Origin of the sequence: Streptomyces sp. NPDC087270, from assembly GCF_044744625.1 — a bacterium.
Classification (GTDB): domain Bacteria; phylum Actinomycetota; class Actinomycetes; order Streptomycetales; family Streptomycetaceae; genus Actinacidiphila.
Map to the genome: position 1 here is coordinate 231525 of NZ_JBIUYR010000015.1, position 20655 is coordinate 252179.

Annotated in this window: 15 protein-coding genes; 9 read left to right on the plus strand and 6 right to left on the minus strand. The window is 73.8% G+C overall.

The features are described 5' to 3' along the window. Positions 1 to 27: 27 nt before the first annotated feature. Positions 28 to 933: an NAD(P)H-binding protein gene (locus ACIPAE_RS27825; RefSeq protein ID WP_402448735.1), complete on the plus strand. Its 906-nt coding sequence runs from the start codon at positions 28 to 30 to the stop codon at positions 931 to 933. Between the two features lie 95 nt (positions 934 to 1028). Here the strand turns inward: ACIPAE_RS27825 and ACIPAE_RS27830 are convergent, their stop codons facing one another. The 4 genes from ACIPAE_RS27830 to ACIPAE_RS27845 all read right to left on the minus strand — a co-directional run bounded on the left by ACIPAE_RS27830 (position 1029) and on the right by ACIPAE_RS27845 (position 5738). Continuing rightward, positions 1029 to 1736, minus strand: a complete 708-nt coding sequence (locus tag ACIPAE_RS27830) for an SDR family oxidoreductase (RefSeq protein WP_402448736.1) — start codon at positions 1734 to 1736, stop codon at positions 1029 to 1031. Positions 1737 to 1860: 124 nt separating this feature from the next. Then, entirely contained in the window at positions 1861 to 2514 is a 654-nt protein-coding gene (locus ACIPAE_RS27835; protein WP_329363661.1) for a hypothetical protein, read from the minus strand. Between the two features lie 233 nt (positions 2515 to 2747). Then, positions 2748 to 3500, minus strand: coding sequence for a hypothetical protein (locus ACIPAE_RS27840; RefSeq protein WP_402448738.1), 753 nt, complete (start codon positions 3498 to 3500; stop codon positions 2748 to 2750). A gap of 372 nt (positions 3501 to 3872) precedes the next feature. Further along, positions 3873 to 5738, minus strand: a complete 1866-nt coding sequence (locus tag ACIPAE_RS27845; protein WP_402448740.1) for a PucR family transcriptional regulator ligand-binding domain-containing protein — start codon at positions 5736 to 5738, stop codon at positions 3873 to 3875. Between the two features lie 463 nt (positions 5739 to 6201). Here ACIPAE_RS27845 and ACIPAE_RS27850 point away from each other — a divergent pair, with 463 nt between their 5' ends. From ACIPAE_RS27850 to ACIPAE_RS27870, 5 genes are all read left to right on the plus strand, one after another. Beyond that, positions 6202 to 7089 carry a xanthine dehydrogenase family protein subunit M gene (locus tag ACIPAE_RS27850; protein WP_329363653.1) on the plus strand — a complete coding sequence of 296 codons (888 nt, stop codon included), beginning with the start codon at positions 6202 to 6204 and terminating at the stop codon, positions 7087 to 7089. Next, positions 7080 to 7556, plus strand: coding sequence for a (2Fe-2S)-binding protein (locus tag ACIPAE_RS27855; RefSeq protein WP_328470827.1), 477 nt, complete (start codon positions 7080 to 7082; stop codon positions 7554 to 7556). The genes ACIPAE_RS27850 and ACIPAE_RS27855 overlap by 10 nt, the downstream gene beginning before the upstream one ends. An 83-nt stretch (positions 7557 to 7639) precedes the next feature. After that, entirely contained in the window at positions 7640 to 10027 is a 2388-nt protein-coding gene (locus tag ACIPAE_RS27860) for a xanthine dehydrogenase family protein molybdopterin-binding subunit (protein WP_402448785.1), read from the plus strand. Positions 10028 to 10190: 163 nt separating this feature from the next. Beyond that, entirely contained in the window at positions 10191 to 11660 is a 1470-nt protein-coding gene (locus ACIPAE_RS27865; RefSeq protein ID WP_329363651.1) for an NCS2 family permease, read from the plus strand. Between the two features lie 29 nt (positions 11661 to 11689). Then, on the plus strand, positions 11690 to 12814 hold the full coding sequence (locus ACIPAE_RS27870; protein WP_329363650.1) for an XdhC/CoxI family protein: 1125 nt from the start codon (positions 11690 to 11692) through the stop codon (positions 12812 to 12814). A 516-nt stretch (positions 12815 to 13330) separates the two neighbouring features. Here ACIPAE_RS27870 and ACIPAE_RS27875 read toward each other — a convergent pair. Continuing rightward, positions 13331 to 15052 carry a DUF4132 domain-containing protein gene (locus ACIPAE_RS27875; protein ID WP_366414657.1) on the minus strand — a complete coding sequence of 574 codons (1722 nt, stop codon included), beginning with the start codon at positions 15050 to 15052 and terminating at the stop codon, positions 13331 to 13333. A 110-nt stretch (positions 15053 to 15162) separates the two neighbouring features. Here ACIPAE_RS27875 and ACIPAE_RS27880 point away from each other — a divergent pair, with 110 nt between their 5' ends. From ACIPAE_RS27880 to ACIPAE_RS27890, 3 genes are all read left to right on the plus strand, one after another. Further along, positions 15163 to 16266 (plus strand): winged helix DNA-binding domain-containing protein, encoded by a 1104-nt coding sequence (locus ACIPAE_RS27880; RefSeq protein WP_366414656.1) that lies wholly within the window; start codon positions 15163 to 15165, stop codon positions 16264 to 16266. A gap of 153 nt (positions 16267 to 16419) precedes the next feature. After that, a complete protein-coding gene (locus ACIPAE_RS27885) occupies positions 16420 to 17652 on the plus strand; it encodes a helix-turn-helix domain-containing protein (protein ID WP_402448744.1) in 1233 nt (410 codons plus the stop codon). Between the two features lie 244 nt (positions 17653 to 17896). Continuing rightward, positions 17897 to 18106: a hypothetical protein gene (locus tag ACIPAE_RS27890; RefSeq protein ID WP_402448746.1), complete on the plus strand. Its 210-nt coding sequence runs from the start codon at positions 17897 to 17899 to the stop codon at positions 18104 to 18106. A gap of 171 nt (positions 18107 to 18277) precedes the next feature. Here ACIPAE_RS27890 and ACIPAE_RS27895 read toward each other — a convergent pair whose 3' ends face one another. Beyond that, the gene (locus ACIPAE_RS27895) at positions 18278 to 20311 is read right to left on the minus strand and encodes a sigma-70 family RNA polymerase sigma factor (protein WP_402448747.1); all 2034 of its coding nucleotides are present in this window, start codon (positions 20309 to 20311) and stop codon (positions 18278 to 18280) included. Positions 20312 to 20655: the final 344 nt, after the last annotated feature.

Sequence of the window (20655 nt, forward strand, 5' to 3'; positions counted from 1 at the left end):
TCACGTGTCACCGGTCGGGAGAGATACATGATCGTCGTCACCACACCCACAGGCAACATCGGCCGCCAGGTTCTCGGCGAGGTCCTCGCCCGGCGGACCGAGCGGGGCGAGCAGGGTGAGCCGGTCCGGGTGATCGCACGTGACCCCTCCCGGCTCGCGCCCGACGTGCGCGGGCGGGTCGAGGTCGTCCAGGGCTCGATGACCGACCCCGAGGTGCTCGCCACCGCGTTCGCGGGCGCGGACAGCGTCTTCTGGCTGGTGCCGCCGTACACCGAGGGCGCCGAAGTCGCGGGCTACGCGGTGGACTTCACCCGGCCGGCCTGCGAGGCGATCAGCGCGCGGGGTGTCCGGCGGGTGGTCGCGGTGACGGGCCTGGGCGCGCCCGCCGCCCCGCACGCGCCCGCCGGTGCGGGACTCGGTTCGCGGGCCCTGGACGCGCTGATCGAGAGCACCGGTGTGGCCTACCGGTCGCTGCGGATGCCCGCGTTCATGGAGAACCTGCTCCAGCAGCTCGGGCCGATCCGGGACCAGGGCGTGTTCTTCCTGCCGATCTCCGGGGACCGGCGGATACCGACCTGCGCCACCCGCGACATCGCCGCCGTCGCGGCCGAGTTGCTGCTCGACGGCTCCTGGGACGGCCAGGAGGGCGTGCCGGTGCTCGGCGCCGAGGACCTGTCGTACCGCGACATGGCGCGCGTCATGTCCGAGGTGCTGGGACGGCCGATCCGCTACCAGCAGGTCCCCGGCGAGGCGTTCAAGGCCCAGTTGACGCGGCAGGGCATGCCCGGGGCGTGGGCGCGGTCCGTCGTGGACCTGCTCGCGGAGGTCGACGCCGGGTGCTACGACGCCGAGCCGCGTACGGCGCGCTCCACCACGCCGACGACCTTCCGCCAGTGGTGCGAGGACGTCCTCAAGCCGGCCGTCGCGGGCTGAGCGCGGGCCTTCCGGCCGTACGTGCCACGGTTCCGTACGCGCCCGGGTCCGTACCTGCCCCGGGGCCGTACGCGCTCAGCCGTGGGTCGCCGTGGCTACCAGGGCAGCGGACCGTTGACGTCGAAGTACCCGCCGGTCGGGCCGTCGGGGCCGACCTGGGCCATGCGGACGATGATCTCCGCGCCCTGCTCGACGGTCTGGACGCCGGTGCGCCCGTTCAGGTCGGTCGCGGTGTAGCCGGGCTCCACAGCGTTGATCCGGATCTCCGGGAACGCCTTCGCGTACTGCACGGTGAGCGCGTTGACCGCGGTCTTCGACACCGGGTAGGCGACGCCGGGGTACGCGTGGGTCGGGGTGCCCTCGGCGGTGAGCCGGGCCAGCGAGCCCAGGCCGCTGCTGACGTTGACCATGACCGGCGCGGACGAGCGCCGCAGCAGCGGCAGGAACGCGTGGGTCACGCGCACCACGCCGAACACGTTCGTCTCGAACAGCGGCCGCATCGTGTCGACGGTGAGGTCCGCGGCGCCGATGATGCCGTTGTCCGCCGTCCGCGACTCGATGCCGGCGTTGTTGACCAGGACGTCGAGGCCGCCGTCGGCCTCGATCGCCTTCGCGGCGGCGGTGACGGACGCGTCGTCGGTCACGTCGATGACGACGGCCCGCGCGCCCAACTCCTCGGCGGCGCGCCGCCCGCGCTCGGGGTCGCGGCTGCCGACGTAGACGGTGTGGCCCGCTTCGACGAGCCGGCGGGCGGTCTCGCGGCCCAGCCCCTTGTTGGCTCCGGTGATCAGTGTGGTGGTCATGGGTCCAGGGTGCGGCAGGGCGCCGCGCGCAGCCAGGACCTCCTTGTCCTGGGTTGGGCGGGTCCCGGGGACGACGGGGGAGCGAGGAGACGGGGGAGCGGGGCCGACGGGGGTGGAGGCGCGGTCAGGCGGCCGGGAGGACGTGGATGCCGCCGCCGTGGCTGTCGACCGTCACGGTGCGCGCGGAGCGGGGATCGACCCGGACGCCGACTTCCTTCCCGCCGCCGCCCGACTCCGCGTGCACCGCGTAGCCCTCGGACGGCAGGCGCACCTTGATGGCGCCGCCGGCGGAGTCCACGTCCACGTCGCGGGGCGCGTCGGTGAAGGAGAGCGACGCGCCGCCGCCGTGCGAGCGGACCGTCACGTCGGCGGCGGCGGTGCCGTCCGCGGTGACCTGCCCGCCCGCGCTGTCCACGGTCAGCTTCCCCGCGGCGCCGTGCACGGTGGTCGCGCCGCCGTGGCTGAGCAGTCGGGCGGCCATCGCCGCGGGCATCTGGAGGTGGTAGTCCACCCGGCACTTGTCGCCGTGCGTGCACGCCTTGCTGTCCAGGTCGAGCACGCCCCGGTCGACCGTGTGCGCGGTGGTGGGCCGCTTGCCGTCGTAGTGCACGGTCTCGGTCACCTTGACCTGGGTCGTGGCCGCCCCCGCGTCCACCAGGATCTTGCCGCCCGAACCGTCGAGCCGCAGCGAGGTGACGTGCCCGCCGACCGTGTACACCGACGTGGCGGTGTGGTCGTACGAGCCCGCGAGGTGACATCCCGTCAGAAGCAGTGCCACGCCGACCGCTCCGCCCCACACCAGGGCCGGGCGGGGGCGGACGCGGGGGACGGGACTCGGCGGGAGGGATGCTCGCGGTGTCATGGTGACGGTCCTTCGGTCCGGGGCCAGTACAGGCGGTCGGACGCCGGCGTGTGCCGCACCCTCCCCGCTGCCCCGACGCTACGGCGGCGCCCCGCGGCCCCGGAATCCGGCGAACCCGCCGACCGATGGTGGGGATTGCCCCCGTACCGTCAGCCCGCGAGGTCGGGCGCCAGCCAGACCGGGACGCCGCCCAGGAGCGTGTGCAGCCGGGCGGCCTCGGTGCGCAGGCGGGCCGACTCGTCGGGGTCGGGGGAGACCGTGGCCAGCGAGAGCAACGCCGGGGCGGTGCCGACCAGGTGGCCGAGCGCGACCCGAATCCGCAGGGACTCGGTGAAGCCGTGCCGGGCCTCGGCGAGGTCGCCCTCGGTGGCGGCGAGGCCGGCGAGGTGGCGCCAGGTGGAGGAGGTGAGGAGGGTGGCGCCGTGCGCGACGGCGCCCGCGTGGGCGCGGCGGTAGGCGGCGCGGGCGGCGGCCGGGTTCGCCGCGATGTTCTCGGCGACGAGGCCGCGCCGGAAGTCCAGCAGCGGGCGGCCGGGGGAGCCGGGCCCGAGCAGGGCGGCGCTGCGGCCGAACGCGGAGCGGGCCTCGTCGGCGCGGTCGCGTACCGAGAAGACGGTGGCGCCGTAGGCGAGGCAGCCGCGCTCGGAGGCGGCCGCACCGCGCTCCTCGTCGCTGCTCGCCAGCGCCTCGGCGGTACGCAGCGCGTCCTCCGCCTCGGCCCATCCGTCGACCTGGTAGAAACACGCCTCGACCAGGAGTTCCGCCCTGTTCAGTGCGGCTCCGGCGTCGTCGGCGGCGAATGGCGCGAGCAGTGCCGCGGCCTCCGCCCAGCAGCCGCGTGCCCGCAGCCGCCATACGTCCGGTACCCCGACCACCGATTCCGACAAGGCGGTGTCCGCCACAGCATCTCCCCCAAGCGCGTCTTCGAGCCAGTGCGAGCAAGTGCGTGTGTGCATGTATGCATGTGTGTGCCGTGCGCATGCGCAGTGGCGGAAGTCCAGCACGCGGAAGGGGCCCGCGCCAAGGGGTCGGAGATCACTTCTTGTGAACGGGATCACTTTCACGAGCGCACGAACGGCGCACGCGGGGCGCACACCACGGTCACAACGAGTGCCCGCGCGGCTCGTTCGGCGGGGAGCGGTCCGGGTCCGGCGCGGGGCGGGTCGGACGGCCCTCGGGCACCGGTTCGGCCGGTCCGCGGTGACGGGGCCGGCTCATCCGCTGGGACCGGTTCGGCCGGTCCGCGGTGACGGGCCGGCTCGCCCCGGACCGGGTCAGCTCATCCGCAGCGCGAGGAAGAAGTCGAGCTTGTCCTCGAGTCGGGCCAGGTCCCGTCCGGTGAGCTGTTCGATCCGCCCGATCCGGTACCGGAGCGTGTTGACGTGCAGGTGCAGCCGGCTCGCGCACCGGGTCCAGGACCCGTCGCACTCCAGGAACGCCTCCAGCGTCGGGATCAGTTCGGCGCGGTGCCTGCGGTCGTACGCGCGCAGCGGGTCGAGCAGCCGGGCGGTGAAGGCGCGGCGCACGTCGTCGGGGACGAAGGGCAGCAGCAGGACGTGGGAGGCCAGTTCGTCGTGGCCGGCGACGCAGACCCGGCCGGGGCGGGCCGCGGCCACCCGGCGGGCGTGCCGGGCCTCCTCCAGCGCGCCGCGCAGCCCCTCGGGGGAGTCGACGGCCGCGCTCACGCCGATGGTCAGCCGGCCGTCCTCGGCCAGGCCCCGGGCGAGGGGACCGCGGACGGCGGCCAGCAGGAGGTCGGCCCGCAGCGCGACCGGCTCGCCGTCCGGGGGGTTGCCGCTGTCGCCGGAGGCGGGGGAAGCAGCGCTCGCGGGAGCCGCGGGGGCATGGCCCGGGGCTCGCTTCGTCGAGCCGCGTGAGCCCGCGGCACCGGCGGAGGCGGGGGAGTTGGGGGAGTTGGGGGCGCCGGCGGAACCCGGGGAACCCGGCGAACCGGCCGAGCCGTCAGCGCCGGCGGGGGAGCCGAGGGCGCCGCGGCCCGCCGGCTCCAGCGGGACCAGCGCCATCGCCCGGTCCTCCGCGACCGCGACCGCCACCCGGTCGGCCGCTTCCGCGCCCGGCTCCGCCGGGTCCGCGAGCAACTCCTCCAGCAGCGCCCGCGCGACCGGCCCGGGGGGCGCCTCGGCGCCCGCGTCCGCCCAGTCCACCCGGGCCACCACGATCTGCCACTGCGGCGGAGCCCCGCCCCCGGGCAGCAGCACCGGCGCCGCCGCCCGCAGCCGCGCCCCGATCTCCGACGGTGCCGCACCGCCCCTGACCAGCTCGAACACTTCCGTGGCCAGCCGCCGACGCACCGCCCGCGAGGCGTCCCGCCGCTCCCGTTCCACCCCGATGAGCAGGGTCACCCCGCGCAGCAGCTCCAGCCGCTCGGCCGGCCACTCCCCGGCGTCCGCCTCGACCGCGAGGAACCAGTCCGACAGGACGGTGGCGCGCACGTCGGCGCCGGCGTCCGTGCCGGTCCGTACCGGGAACAGCGAGTACACCCGGCCGCTCTGCGCCGCGGTCCGGTACGGCGCCGGCCGTCCGGTACGGCTCGCGGCCTGCTGCGCGCCGGCCAGTTCGGCGCGGACCGGGGCGGGCAGCGGCTGCCCGGCGCCGGCGATCTCCCGGCCGGTCGAGGAGAGCACCCACGCCCGCAGGTCGAGGTCGCTGCCGAGCAGGTCGAGGACCGCCTCGGGCCCACCGCCGCCGGCCCCCGCCGACATCAGCCGCCGGTGCCGGTCCACCACCGCCGCGAGGTCCCCGGCCCGCTCGCCGGACACCTGCCGGACCACGTACTCGGTGATCGTGGCGAAGGCCACCCGCTCGTCGACCGAGAACAGCGGCAGCCGGTGCCGCGCGCAGGCGTCGACCAGGTCCTGCGGGATCGTGCCGATCCCGGCGTTGCCCGCGGCCAGCGCGGCCACCCCGGCGGTGGACAGCAGCCGTACGAAAGGCTCGGAGTCGGCCGGTCCGTGCCGCCACGCGAGCCCGGTGAGCACCAGCTCGCCGCCGGTCAGATAGCGGCTCGGGTCGCGCAGGTCGGTGGTCATCACCCCGCGTACGGTCCGGTCCAGCTCGTCCTCGCCGCTGAGCAGCCGCAGACCGAGTGCGTCGGTGTCCAGCAGTGCGCTCAGCCGCATCGTCCTCGCCTCGTCCTTGCTCGCCGGCCCCGCGGGCCCGTCGCCCGTCGTCCGCCGCCGTTCGTGCCGGTGCCACACCGTGCCGGTGCCACACCGTCCGTGCCGGCGCCACGCCGTCCGGTCGCCGCGTCCGCCCGGTGCCGCGCCGTCCTGGGGGTCCGGTGCCGGTGATCACCGGCACCACTCGCGAAGTGTGCTGCACGCGTGTTGCCGGTGGGATGCGGCGACGTTTCGCGACAGCCCCTTTCGGAGGAATGTACAAGACCTACCTGTTGGCCAGCCAAGTGCTTCATGTGTTCGGTGACTGCACCCGAACGGCCCCGCGGCCGTGTACTGGCCGCACGCCGCGTGTACAGGACATGAACAGCCCCGCACGAGCAGCCCCGCATGGACCGCCCCGCCGAGCATCCGCCGAGCATCCGGAGCAGGACGAGCATCCGGATCAGCCGAGAAGAGAATCCCCATGGAATTCCTGCGCCCCGCCACCTGGCAGGAGGCGCTCGCCGCAAAGGCCGAGCACCCAGCGGCCGTGCCCATCGCCGGTGGCACGGACGTGATGGTCGAGATCAACTTCGACCACCGCAGGCCCGAGTACCTGCTGGACCTGAACCGCATCACCGAACTCCAGGAGTGGGAGACCGGCGCGGACACCGTGCGCCTGGGCGCGTCCGTCCCCTACACGAAGATCATGGAGCACCTGCGCACCGAACTGCCGGGGCTGGCGCTCGCCTCCCACACCGTGGCCTCCCCGCAGATCCGCAACCGCGGTGGCGTCGGCGGCAACCTCGGCACCGCCTCCCCGGCCGGCGACGCCCACCCGGCGCTGCTGGCCGGCGGGGGCCAGGTCGAGGCCGAGTCGGTCCGCGGCACCCGGATGATCCCGATCGACGACTTCTACCTCGGGGTGAAGCGCAACGCGCTGGCACCCGACGAGCTGATCAGGGCCGTGCACCTGCGCCGGGCGAGCGGCCCGCAGCAGTTCTCCAAGGTCGGCACCCGCAACGCCATGGTGATCGCGGTGTGCGCCTTCGGGATCGCGCTGCACCCCGACACCCGCACCGTACGCACCGGCATCGGCTCGGCCGCGCCGACCCCGATCCGGGCGAGGACCGCCGAGGAGTTCCTGGCCGCCGCGCTGGACGAGGCCGGGCTGTGGGACAGCCGCGGACCCGTACCGCCTTCGGTGGCACGGCAGTTCGCCGACCTGGTGGCCGGGGCCGCCAACCCGATCGACGACGTGCGCGGCACCGCGTCGTACCGCAGACACGCGCTGGGCGTGATGGCCCGCCGCACCCTGGGGTGGACCTGGCAGGAGTACCGCGGCGACCAGAGGAGTGCGTCATGCGCGTGACGATGACCGTCAACGGCCGCCCGCAGGAGGCGGACGACGTGTGGGAGGGCGAGAGCCTGCTGTACGTCCTGCGCGAGCGGATGGGGCTGCCGGGCTCCAAGAACGCCTGCGAGCAGGGCGAGTGCGGCTCGTGCACGGTCCGCCTCGACGGCGTGCCGGTCTGCTCCTGCCTGGTCGCCGCCGGGCAGGCGCAGGACCGCGAAGTGACCACGGTGGAGGGCCTGTCCGGCCCGGACGGCGAACTGTCCACCGTCCAGCAGGCGTTCGTCGACGCGGGCGCCGTGCAGTGCGGCTTCTGCACGCCCGGACTGCTGGTCGCCGCCGACGAGTTGCTGGAGCGCAACCCGGAGCCGTCCGACGGCGACATCCGCGAGGCGCTGTCGGGCAACCTGTGCCGCTGCACCGGCTACGAGAAGATCCTCGACGCGGTCCGCCTGGCGGCCGCCCGTACCGAACAGGAGGTGTGACCGTGGCCGACCAGTACCGTACGGCGAACCTCCCGCGCGCCGACCGGGGGACCGGCACCGCCCGGCCGCCTCGCGCCGCCGCCGTGCCCGGGCGCGCTCCGACCAGCCTCACCCAGGGCACCGGCGCCGCCGGCACCAAGGGCGGCATCGGCGAGTCCACGCTGCGCCCCGACGGCATCCTCAAGGTCACCGGCGAGTTCGCGTACTCCTCCGACCTGTGGCACGAGGACATGCTGTGGGGCTACACGCTGCGCAGCACCGTCGCCCACGCCACGATCCTGTCCATCGACACCGGCGAGGCGCTGGCCACCTCCGGCGTCTACGCGGTGCTCACCTACGACGACCTGCCCACCGAGGTCAAGAACTACGGCCTGGAGATCCAGGACACCCCGGTGCTCGCGCACGGCAAGGTCCGCCACCACGGCGAACCCGTCGCCCTGGTCGCCGCCGACCACCCCGAGACCGCCCGCCGGGCCGCCGCGAAGATCCGGATCGAGTACGAGGAACTGCCCGTCATCACCGACGAGGCGTCCGCGACCGCGCCCGACGCGATCCTGGTGCACGAGGGCCGCGACGACCACCACAGCGGTCACGTCCCGCACCCCAACGTGGTGCACCGCCAGCCGATCGTGCGCGGCGACGCCGACGCCGCTGCCGCCCGCGCCGACGTGGTGGTGCGCGGCGACTACGTCTTCGGCATGCAGGACCAGGCGTTCCTCGGCCCCGAGTCGGGACTGGCGGTGCCGGCCGAGGACGGCGGCGTCGACCTGTACGTCGCCACCCAGTGGCTCCACTCCGACCTGCGGCAGATCGCCCCGGTGCTCGGCCTGCCCGAGAGCAAGGTCCGGATGACGCTCTCCGGCGTCGGCGGCGCCTTCGGCGGCCGTGAGGACCTGTCGATGCAGATCCACGGCTGCCTGCTGGCGCTGCGTACCGGCAGGCCGGTGAAGATCGTCTACAACCGCTTCGAGTCGTTCTTCGGCCACGTCCACCGCCACCCCGCCCGGCTCCACTACGAGCACGGCGCCACCCGCGACGGCAAGCTCACCCACGTCCGCTGCCGGATCGTGCTGGACGGCGGCGCCTACGCCTCCGCCTCGCCGGCCGTCGTCGGCAACGCCGCCTCGCTGTCGATCGGACCGTACGTCGTCGAGGACGTGGACATCGAAGCGCTCGCGCTCTACACCAACAACCCGCCCTGCGGCGCCATGCGCGGCTTCGGCGCGGTCCAGGCATGCTTCGCCTACGAGGCACAGATGGACAAGGTCGCCGCCGAACTCGGCCTCGACCCGGTCGAGTTCCGGCAGCGCAACGCCATGGAGCAGGGCACGATCATGCCGACCGGGCAACCGGTCGACTCGCCCGCGCCGGTCGCCGAACTGCTGCGCCGGGTCAAGGCGATGCCGCTGCCGCCCGAGCAGCAGTGGCGTACCACCGAGGGCGCCGACGTCCGCGCGCTGCCCGGCGGCCTGTCCAACACCACGCACGGCGAAGGCGTCGTCCGCGGGATCGGCTACGCGGTCGGCATCAAGAACGTCGGCTTCTCCGAGGGCTTCGACGACTACTCCACCGCGCGGGTGCGGATCGAGGTCATCAACGGCGAACCGGTGGCGACCGTGCACACCGCGATGGCCGAGGTCGGGCAGGGCGGCGTCACCGTACACGCGCAGATCGCCCGCTCCGAACTCGGCGTCACCCAGGTCACCATCCAGCCCGCCGACACCCGGGTCGGCTCGGCCGGCTCCACCTCCGCCTCCCGGCAGACCTACATGACCGGCGGCGCGGTGAAGAACACCTGCGAGGCGGTACGCGAACGGGTGCTGGAGATCGGCCGGCGCAGGTTCGGCACCTACCACCCGGCGTGGGCCACCGCCGAACTCCTGCTGGAGGACGGCAGGGTCGTCACCGACGGCGGCGAGGCGCTGGCCGACATCGCCGACGTCCTGGAGGGCGAATCCGTCGACCTGGAACTGGAGTTCAGGCACCGCCCGACCCAGGCGTTCGACCTGCGCACCGGACAGGGCAACGGCCACGTCCAGTACAGCTTCGCCGCGCACCGCGCCGTGGTCGAGGTCGACACCGAACTCGGCCTGGTCAAGGTGGTCGAACTCGCCTGCGCGCAGGACGTCGGCAAGGCGCTCAACCCGCTGTCGGTGGTCGGCCAGATCCAGGGCGGCACCACGCAGGGCCTCGGCGTCGCCGTCATGGAGGAGATCGTGGTCGACCCGAAGACCGCGAAGGTCCGCAACCCGTCCTTCACCGACTACCTGATCCCGACCATCCTCGACACCCCGACGATCCCCGTCGACGTGCTCGAACTCGCCGACGACCACGCCCCGTACGGGCTGCGCGGCATCGGCGAGGCGCCCACCCTGTCCTCGACTCCCGCCGTGCTCGCCGCCATCCGGCAGGCGACCGGCCTGGAGCTGAACCGAACCCCGGTCCGGCCGGAACACCTCACCGGATCGTAGGGCCCGGGGCCGGCCGCACCACGGGCCGAGCCCCGGACCCCTCTCTTGTTCGCCTCGGGCCGTCCCCCGGGTCGTGCAGGCCGCGCCTGAAGGGGCGCTATCCCAAATCCCGTTCCGCGAGCCGCGGGCGGGTGCCCCTGTGAACCTTGGGAGTTGGCTACACATGACCCAGACACCCGTAGAGCCGCAGACGGCGGCGGAGGACGCGGGCCCCGGCTCACGCGTGCCCGCCGGCAGATCGTGGCTCGACCGGTACTTCCACATCTCCGACCGAGGGTCGTCGATCCCCCGCGAAGTGCGCGGCGGCATCACCACCTTCATGGCGATGTGCTACATCCTCCTGCTCAACCCGCTGCTGCTGTCCGGCCCGGACGCGCATGGCGTCAAGCTCGCGCACGCCGCCCTGATCACCGCCACCGCGCTGGCCGCGGCGGTCTCCACGCTGCTGATGGGCTTCTTCGGCAAGGTCCCGCTGGCGCTGGCCGCCGGCCTGAGCGTGGCCGGCGTGATCTCCACCCAGGTCGCGCCGCACATGACCTGGCCGCAGGCGATGGGCATGTGCGTGATCTACGGCGCGGTGATCGTGCTGCTGGTGGTCACCGGGCTGCGCGAGATCGTGATGAACGCGATACCGCTGCCGCTCAAGCACGGCATCACCATCGGCATCGGCATGTTCATCGCGCTGATCGGCCTGGTCAACGCCGGGTTCGTCGGCAAGGGCGACCCGCACGGCACCTCCCCGGTGGCGCTGGGCGGCCCCGACGGGAAGCTGTCGGGCTGGCCGGTGCTGCTGTTCTGCGTGACGCTGCTGCTGATCTTCATGCTCCAGGCCCGCAACATCCCCGGCGCGATCCTGATCGGCATCGTGACCGGCACGGTGCTCGCCGTCGTCGTCAACGCGGCCGGCCACCTCACCGCGGCCGACTGGGGCGGCACCGCGCCCAAGCTCCAGGGCAGCGCGGTGTCCATGCCGGACTTCTCGCTCTTCGGGCACGTGGAGTTCGGCGGCTGGGGCTCCATCGGCGGCATGACGGTCGGCGTGATCGTCTTCACGCTGGTGCTCGCCGGGTTCTTCGACGCGATGGCCACCATCATCGGCGTCGGCACCGAGGCCGGGCTCGCCGACGAGCGCGGCCGGATGCCGGGCCTGTCCAAGGCGCTGTTCATCGACGGCGCCGGCGGCGCGATCGGCGGTGTCGCGGGCGCCTCCGGGCAGACCGTCTTCATCGAGTCCGCGACCGGCGTCGGCGAGGGCTCGCGCACCGGTCTGTCCTCGGTGATCACCGGTGTGCTCTTCGCGCTCGGCCTGTTCTTCACCCCGCTCGCCCAGATCGTGCCCGGCCAGGTCGCCGCCGCCGCGCTGGTGGTGATCGGCGCGATGATGATGGGCAACGCCCGGCACGTCGACTGGTCCGACCGGTCCGTGGCCGTCCCGGTCTTCATGACCGTGGCGCTGATGCCGTTCACGTACTCCATCACCGCCGGCGTCGGCGCGGGCGTCGTCTCCTACACCGCGATCAAGGCCGCGCAGGGGAAGTGGCGCGAGCCCGGGGTCTTCATGTGGGTCCTCACCGCCGTCTTCACCGTCTACTTCGCCCTGCACCCCATCGAGAGCTGGCTCGGCGTCAAGTAGCCGCATCCCGCCCAAGGAGTTGAACCGCCATGCTGGACATCGCAACCGAGTTGCACCGCTGGTGCGGGCGCGGCCGGCCGTTCGCCGTCGCGACCGTGCTCGCCACCGGCGGCAGCGCCCCGCGGCAGCCCGGCGCCGCACTCGCCGTGGACGGCGACGGCACCGCGGTCGGCAGCGTGTCCGGCGGGTGCGTCGAGGGCGCCGTCTACGAACTGTGCCGCGAGGCGCTGTCCGGCGACGGCCCCCCGACCGTGGTGCAGCGCTTCGGCTACTCCGACGAGGACGCCTTCGCGGTCGGTCTGACCTGCGGCGGCGTGATCGACATCCTCGTCCAGCGGATCGATCCCGGGGTGCGGCCCGAGATCGTCCGCGCGCTGGCCGCCGCCGCCTCCGGTGAGGCGGCGGCGGTCGCCCGGATCGCCGCCGGCCCCGCGGAACTCCTCGGCCGCGCGCTGCTGGTGCGCACCGACGGGTCGTACGACGGCTCGCTCGGCGACGGCCCGCGGGATCGTACGGCCGCCGGGCAGGCGCACGCGATGCTCGCGGCCGGGCGCACCGGCACGGTGCAGATCGGCGCCGACGGCAGCCGGTGCGGGCAGCCGCTGACGCTGCTGGTCGAGTCGAGCGTGCCGCCGCCGCGGATGCTCGTGTTCGGTGCGATCGACTTCGCGGCCGCGCTGGTCCGGGCGGGGAAGTTCCTCGGGTACGACGTGACCGTCTGCGACGCGCGGCCGGTGTTCGCCACGGCCGGGCGCTTCCCCGAGGCCGACCGGGTCGTGGTGGAGTGGCCGCATCGCTATCTCGACGCGGAGGTGGCGGCCGGGCGGGTCGACGCGCGCGCCGTGCTGTGCGTGCTCACGCATGACGCGAAGTTCGATGTGCCCCTGCTGGAGCGGGCGTTGCGCCTTCCGGTGGCCTACGTCGGCGCGATGGGATCGCGCCGCACCCACCTCCAACGGCTCGACCGCCTCCGCGAGGCCGGGCTGCCCGAGGCCGCGCTCGACCGGCTGCGGTCCCCGATCGGGCTCGACCTCGGCGCGCGCACTCCCGAGGAGACGGCGCTCTCCATTGCCGCGGAGGTCGTCGCGCTCCGCTACGGTGCCACCGGCCGCCCCCTCACGGGTGCGCACACCCCCATCCACGCGGTGGCCTGACCGGCGGCAACTGGACCCTCCAGGGTGCCCCTGTCCGCCGGCCCCGGGATCACCCGCCGGTGGTGGGCTGGTCGCGCAGTTCCCCGCGCCCCTGGATCTGCTCGGCTCCTTCCGTGGTGGGTTCCCTCCGGGGTGCCCCTGTCCGGCCGCGCCGGGATCACCTGCCGGTGGTGGGCTGGTCGCGCAGTTCCCCGCGCCCCTGGATGTGCTCGGGTCCTTGCGTGGTGGGTTCCCTCTGGGGTGCCCCTGTCCGCCGGCGCCGGGATCACCTGTCGGTGGTGGGCTGGTGGCGCAGTTCCCCGCGCCCCTGGATGTGCTCGGGTCCTTGCGTGGTGGGTTCCCTCCGGGGTGCCCCTGTCCGCCGGTGGTGGGCTGGTCGCGCAGTTCCCCGCGCCCCTGGGATTGTGCGGCTTCCTCCGCGGAGGAAGGGCAACCCCAAGGGGCGCGGGGAACTGCGCGACCAGCCACTCACCGGCGGGTGGTCCCGGGACCGACAGGACGGGGCACTCTGGGGGGTCAGGGGCGCCGCGGGACCTGGGGGACGGGCTGGCGTAGGCCGCGGCGGCGCACCGTTGAGGTCCAGGCGGCGACTTCGGCCGCGTCGGCGTGGGCCGGGGCCCAGAGCCGTACGGTCGTGGTCTCGACCAGTTCGTGGAAGCCGCCGCGCAGGTCGCGCAGGACCCAGGCGGAGGAGCGCTTGCGCCGCACGGGAACGCCGACGACGGGCCCGTTGGGGGTCTCGGCCTGCCAGATCAGCGCGCGGGTGAGCGGCTCGAAGAGCGGATCGTCGAGGTGGACCTCGCACCAACTTCCGGCCGGCCGCCCGGGATCGGCGTGCAGGAGCTCGGCGAGCAGACCACGGTAGGCGGTCACCTCGGCCCGCAAGGAGGTGAGTTGGGCCCGCAGGGCGGCGTACAGCGCCGGATCACCGTTCCGCACCTTCGCCGGCGCGTCCTCGAGCATCCGCCCGTGCGGGTTGCGGAAGCCGAGCGTCACGTGACCGTCGGGGTGCACGCGGAAGACGGCGACGTACGGCCCGGCCTGCACCTGGAGCAGGCGGTGGCCATCGGGCTGGGGGAGGTGCGCCAGCCGCGCCCGCACCTCGGTCGCGGTGCGGACGACCGCGGCGGGCGGGTCGGCGAGCAGGCGGTGGTGCCGGCCGGCGGCGGGGGCGCGGGTCAGCGCGGCGAGTGCGGCGAGCCCACCGCGCAGGAAGAGCGCGGCGCCGTCGCCGCCCGGTCCCCGGTCGATCGCGAGCATGCCGTCCCCCAACTCCCGTACCAGCCCGGCATCGTCACTCACGCAGGCGGCCCAGGCGAGCGCGACCAGGAGCCATCCGCTGACCTCGCCGATCCGCCCGCGGTGCAACTCGGCCCCGACGCAGGTGGCGGGCTCGCCGCGGACCGCCCGCAGCAGCGTCCGGACCGTCCGGCGGGCTTCCGGCGAACACTGCAACAGCTCCCGCATCCGGCCCAACCACGCGTACGGCGGCCGCACGTCGGTCACCAGACCGCACAACTCCAGCAGCTCCGGCGCCGGCGGCTCGTAGAGCTCGGTGCCGAGGGCGCAACGGGCCGCTGTGGCGAACGGATCGTCGCGCACCAGCACGTCGTCCACGTCGTAGGGCAGGTCGAGCAGGGCCCGCAGCCGGCTCAGGCATGCCTCGGGCTCGTCGAGACGGGACGGCCGGCCGGGCGGGCGGACCATGGAGCGGCAGCCCGTACGGACGGCGAGCGCGGCACGCACATACCGCAGGAAGGGCCCGCGCTCGCTCTCCGGCAACTCCTCCAGCGCGGCGAGCGGCAGTTGCAGGGCCCGCTCCCCGTGCGCCCACGGTCCGTACGGACGTGGGCCGTTGCCCACGTTCCCCAGCGCGAGCGCGAACAACTCGTGCACCTGCCCGGGCGACCACCCGCAGCGTGTCGCCGCCAGCGCCCGCCCGATGTACCACTCGACGTCGTCGGCCTCCAGACCGGCGCGCTCCTGCTGTAGCCGCAGCGCGATCCGGCGCCGCTCGTCCTCGGCCAGCCCCGCCACCAGTGCCGCGCAGTGGTCGAAAGGCGGCAGCGAATCGCCACGCACCTTCAACGGCTGCCGCTGCCAGGCCCGTTCGTCCTTCCTGGAGGCTCTGACCAGCGCCCGGGACAGGCTGCGCGGCCGCAGCGGTTCGCCCGATCCGCGGTTCCAGGACCGTGGGAAGTGCCGCCCGCTGTACGGGCGGCCTCCGCGGCTCCACATCGCCCTCACCTCGCCTTCCCGTGAACGCCCGGTCGGGTCCCTCGGCCGCGCGCCGCGCCCACCCGCCTTGCGGACCGTGACTGTCCGCAAGGCGCCGTACCGTAACGACCATGGTCATCGAACCGGTCACCCGGCGCACCCTCAACCGGACTCTGCTGTCCCGCCAACTCCTTTTGCAGCGGGCGGACATGAGCCCGGCGGACGCCGTCACGCACCTGTTGGGCCTCCAGTCGCAGAACGCCACCTCCGTCTACCCGGGGCTGTGGACCCGGCTGGCCGGCTTCGACTTCGCCGCGTTCGGCCGCCTCCTCGCCGAACGCCGCGTCGTACGACTGGCGTTGATGCGCAACACCGTGCATCTGGTGACGGCGGCGGACGCGCTGCGGTTGCGGCCGTGGCTGCAACCCGCCCTCGACCGGGGGCTGCGCTCCTCCGCGTGGGCCGCGGGGATCGCCGGGGTCGGCCGGGACGCGCTGCTCGCCGCCGGGCGCGAGGCGCTGGCCGAACAGCCGCTCGGGCCCTCCGAGTTGCGCACCCTGCTCGGTGCGCGGTTCCCCGCCGCCGACCCGGCCTCGCTGGTCAACGTGCTACGGACCTGGGCACCGCTCGTGCAGGTGCCACCGCGCGGCGTGTGGGGCGTACCCTGCGGCGTCCGGTACGCCTTCGCCGACGACTGGCTCGGCGCGCCGCTCGCCGCCGACCCCGACCCGGCCGGGCTCGTCCGCCGCTACCTCGCCGCGTTCGGCCCCGCCGGTCCCGCCGACATGCAGAAGTGGTCCGGAGCCACCGGCCTCAAGCGGCTGTTCGCCGATCTCGACCTGCGGACGTACGCCGCCGAGGACGGGCAGGTCCTTTACGACCTGCCCGACGCCGAACTCACCGACCCCGACACCCCCGTGGCCGCGCGCTTCGTCGCCGACTTCGACAACCTCCTGCTCTCGCACGCCGACCGCACCCGCATCCTCGGCGACGTGCCCAAGTCCCGGGTGATCTCCGTCAACGGGATCGTCAGCGGCACGATCCTCCTGGACGGGTTCGTCGGGGGGACCTGGCGGTTCGAGCGGGCCAAGGGTGCCGCGGCGGTCGTCGTCACCCCGTTCGCGCCCCTACGGGCACCCGACCGCGACACCCTTGAGGCGGAGGGACTCCGCCTCCTCGCCACCGCGTACGAGGGCGCCCCCGAGGTCCGCGGGGTCCGCTTCGCGCGTGCGTAGTCCGAGTGACGCCCCCGGGTGCGCCGTACCCTGGAACCGAGGGCGGCTCCGGGTGGTTTGCCCGTTGGAGTGGGCGGTGGCGAGGCCGGTGACGGGGGGCTTGCGGCGCGTACTCTGGTGCGGGGGGCTTGACTTCGTTCCGGGAGCCGCATCGTGACTGATCCGTCCATCAACGGAGAACTGACGACCGGTGAGTTGATCCGCCATCATCGTGAGCGGCGAGGAATGTCGCGTCCGGTGCTGGCCGGGTTGGTCGGGCGGTCGTCGGACTGGTTGAAGAAGATCGAGAACGGGGACCGCGATCTGCGGTCACTGCCGATGCTCTTCCGGCTGGCGCAGGCGCTTCGGCTGGACGACGTGGCCACGCTCACGGGTGGCGATGCCACCATTCCCGTCGATCACTGGGGCAAGCTGTCACACCCGGCGGTGCCGGCGCTCAGGGACGCGGTTCACGCGTCGATCTTCCGTCGCTCCCCGTTCGAGGCGAGCACTGTGCAGGAACTGGCCGGACGGGTGCGGCAGGCGTGGTCGACGTGGCATTCCTCGCGTCGGCAGCGGACCGAAGTAGGGGCGGTGCTTCCTGATCTGCTGACGGCATGCCACGCCGCCACCAGAGGAACCGAGGGAGCGGAACGTCGGCGCGCCTACCTGGTCACGGCGGAGGCTTACGCGCTGGCCCAGCAGTTCGCCGCGCACACCACGGAACCGGAGCTGTACTGGCTGACCGTGGACCGGGCCCGGATGGCGGCGGAGGAAGCGGACGACCCCGTTCTGCTGGCTGCCGCCGCATGGATCGTGGGCAACGGCCTCCGGGAGAACGGCCACACGGAAGAGGCACTGCGTCTGGTCGCCGAGGCGGCGGCCACCCTCCGCCCGCGCCTTGAGGACGGGCCCGACATCCTGCGCGGGACCTTCGGGGCGCTGTGCCTTCACGCGGCGGTCACCTCCGCACGGGAGGGGCGCGACGGTGACGCCTGGCGGTGGTGGGACGAGGCGAACGCGGTCGCACAGCGCATGCCGGACTACGCCCACCCCTGGACGATGTTCGGCACGGGCAACGTGGCGGTTCACGCGGTCACCATCGGGGTCGACCTGCACACTCCCGGCGCCGCGCTCCGCCGTGTCTCGGAAACCGTCCCCGAGTCGATTCCGTCAGTGGAGCGCCGCTCTCGTCTGTTCCTGGACGCAGCCCGATCGGAGTACGCCCGCAAGGAGCCGGCCGGTGCGCTGCACTACCTTCAGCGGGCAGTGGAGACGTCGCCCGACGCGATCAGGTACGTGCCGTCAGGGCGGGCGCTGGCCGCGGACCTCGTCCGCTCCGTGCCTCGGCCGCTGCGCGCCGAGGCCGCCGAACTCGCCTCTTCCGTAGGCGTCTTGGCGGCGTAGCCGCTCCCTTGTGCAGGGGGACAGTTTGTCCCCTTTCGACCGGTGGATCGGTCCTATCGTCGTCCTCATGACGGCTGAGCACCGAGACCGAGCACCGCTGCGCCCCGACTCCCCTTTACAGCATCGGGAATCCGGCACCGTTCGACGCCTCCCGTGGCCGGGGCCGGACGGAGGTGCCTGCTACCTCCGGACGGACGGGTGCCGTGCTTCGGCCTTGTGGCGGCTGGCCGACGAGATGGAGTCGGTGCAGCTCGGGATGGGTCGGGAACTGCTGGGCTTTGTCCGTCGGACGCTGGGGGAGTCGACGCCTTCGGACTGCGAACTCCAGGGCATGGTGGCGCACTTGTGCACGGCGTTGTCGGACGCGTTGCGGGTCGCCGACAGCCGTGGGGCGCTGCTGGGCCTGCCCGGAAGCAGGGATCAGGTGGGATCGGCGGAGAACGTCACCCTTTGATCGGGTCCGGCTTTGACGCGTGAACTCCCCCTTGTAGCTCAGTCGGTGAGAGCCCGGGCTGTGTCGCACCCTTCTTCCGTTCATGGGTGCGGGCCGACCCGATGAGTCCGGTTCGCCGCCGGGCAACTCGTCCCGCTCCAACTCCGTTCCGGCCCGCCCCCGTTCCATGGGTCAGCGGGCTCGCTCGAAGGCACGGCCCTCGGTCGTGATCACGGGGCCGCTGTGGAAGAGGCCGGTGCTGGGGGCGCCGTCCTTCGCGGGGAGGCCGAACCAGGCGTACCGCTGGAGGTAGGGCAGGCCGTCGAGCATGGTCGCGGCGGCCGTGAGGAAGGCGGCCTGCTGCTGGTCGGTGGGGTAGCGGGCGGTGCCGCCGGAGAAGTCGGTGAGCGCGAACTCGGTGAGCCAGATGGGCTTGTGGTAGCGGTCGTGGACGGCCTGGAGGTAGGACTTGAGCTGGGCGACGGCGTCGGGCGTGGTGAAGTCGCCGCCGTACCAGTGCAGCGTGATGAAGTCGACGCGGTAGCCCTTCTGCCGCGCGCCGGTCATGAAGCGGTCGAGCCAGCCCCCGGGTGTGTCCCCGCCGTACGCGACGGCGGGACTGCCCAGCACCTTCCCGGCGGACTCCAACTTCGGCCACAGCGTGAGAGCTTGGTCGACCGTCATGTTCGACTGCCCTGACATGTCGGGTTCGTTGAAGCCCAGCAGGTACGGTCCCGCGGCCTTCGCCTGCGCGAGCGCGGCCGAACTGGCGCTGTCCGCACCCCAGATCATCGGTACGAAGCCGGGGCCGCTGATCCCGGCGTGGGTGGTGGACCAGGTGTAGTACCAGCTCGCGCCGGACTGCCGGAGTGCGGTGTTCACGCCGTCGAAGGTCCACACGCCGACGCCCTTGCGGGTGGACGTCGCCGGTGCGGCGGGCGGTGGTGGGGCCTTGACCGGGGTGGGCGTGGTCGACTTCGGAGTCGGCTTGCGGGTCGTGGGCGTGGCGGTCGAGGGCGTCGGCGAGGGGGTCGTCGGCGCAGGGGTGGTGGGTGCGGCAGCGGGGGCCGTCGCCGTGGGCGGGGCGGACGGCGCGGCGTCGGCGGCCGGCGCGGACGGGTCGGCGGCGAGGTGCACCGCCAGCAGCGCGCCCGCCGCCACGGCCGCGACCGCGCTCACCGCGGCGGCGGGCCCGGCGAACGGCCCGTGCAGCAGCCGCGGCCGAAGCCGGTGGACTCCCCGGTGCGCACCGCTCCGCTGTGGGGGGTGGGAATGCGGAGCGGTGCGCTGGGTGGGGGGTGTGGGGGGCATGGGGGAGTGGCCCGCGGGCGCGGGCGCAGAGGATGGCGCGGGTGCGGGCGTCGGCGCGTGAGCGGGCGGGGCCGGGTGGTGCGCGGCGGACGGCAGATGCCCGGGGGTGGGCGGCGGCCCAGGGTGCGGCGCCGCCAGCGAGATCGGTACGGGCAGCAGCGGCAGCCCGCTGAGCAGCCGCTCCATCGGCAGCAGCACCTTGCCGAGCCGCCCGCACGCGTCGCAGCCGCGGACATGCCGGGCGAACCGCTTGCGCCACAGCGGGCTGGGCACCCCGTCCCAGCCGGCCGTCAACTCGGCCAGCTCCGGGCAGCTTTCGACCGCGCCGAGCGCGCGCACCACGGTCCGCGACGTCTCCAACTGCTCCTTCATCCGCTGGACCTTCACCGCCGCGTGCTGCCGGGACAGCCCGAGCGCGTCGGCCAGTTCGGACCGGCCGATGTCGCCGGTCTCCTCCAGCCACCACAGCGCCAGCAGCGTGCGGTCGTCGTGGTCCAGCCAGCGGGTCGCCTCGGCGATCTCCCGGCGCTGGTCGGTCAGGCCCAGCCGCAGGATGGTCACCGACGCGAAGTCCGAGGCCGGGTCCGGTATCAACTCGGCCGCGTCCAGGCCGGTCTGATGGTGCCAGGACGCCTTCCGGGCCTGCTCGCGGTCGCGGACCTGGCGGACCGCGATCGCCACCAGCCAGGACCGGAAGGCGGCCGGGTCGCGCAGGTCGGCGAGGCCGCGGACCACCCGCAGGAGCGTCTCCTGCACCACGTCGTCCACGTCGTCGTTGCCGTCCAGGGCCCGCCCGACGATGTTGTAGACCAGCGGCAGGCACTGCGCGACGAGCAGGTCGAGCGCCTGCTCGTCGCCCGCCCGCGCCGCGGTCACCATCTCCGGGTCGGGGCCGCTCCGGTCGCCTGCACGCATTCGCTCCGCCGTTCCTTCGTCGCAAGTGGCTGCGCCTACACAACAGGAGACGGTGCCCCGGGCGGGCCGATAACGGAAATCCGCGGAGGGGGTTGGCCGGGGCCGTGAGTGCCGCGACGGCGAAGGTCGCGTACCGGCCTCAGCCCGGTGGCCTGCCGGTCGCGCGGTTCCCCGCGCCCCTGCACAGCCGCGGCTCCTTCCGCGGAGGCGCGGGCACCCTCCACCCGTGGGGGAACACAAACACACGGAAACGAACAGGTCGTCGCACAGCTTCCTGTGTCCGACCTATTGTGCGGCCCCGCACCCGCTCCTATTGTTCGACTTCGATTGATTCTGTTGGGAGT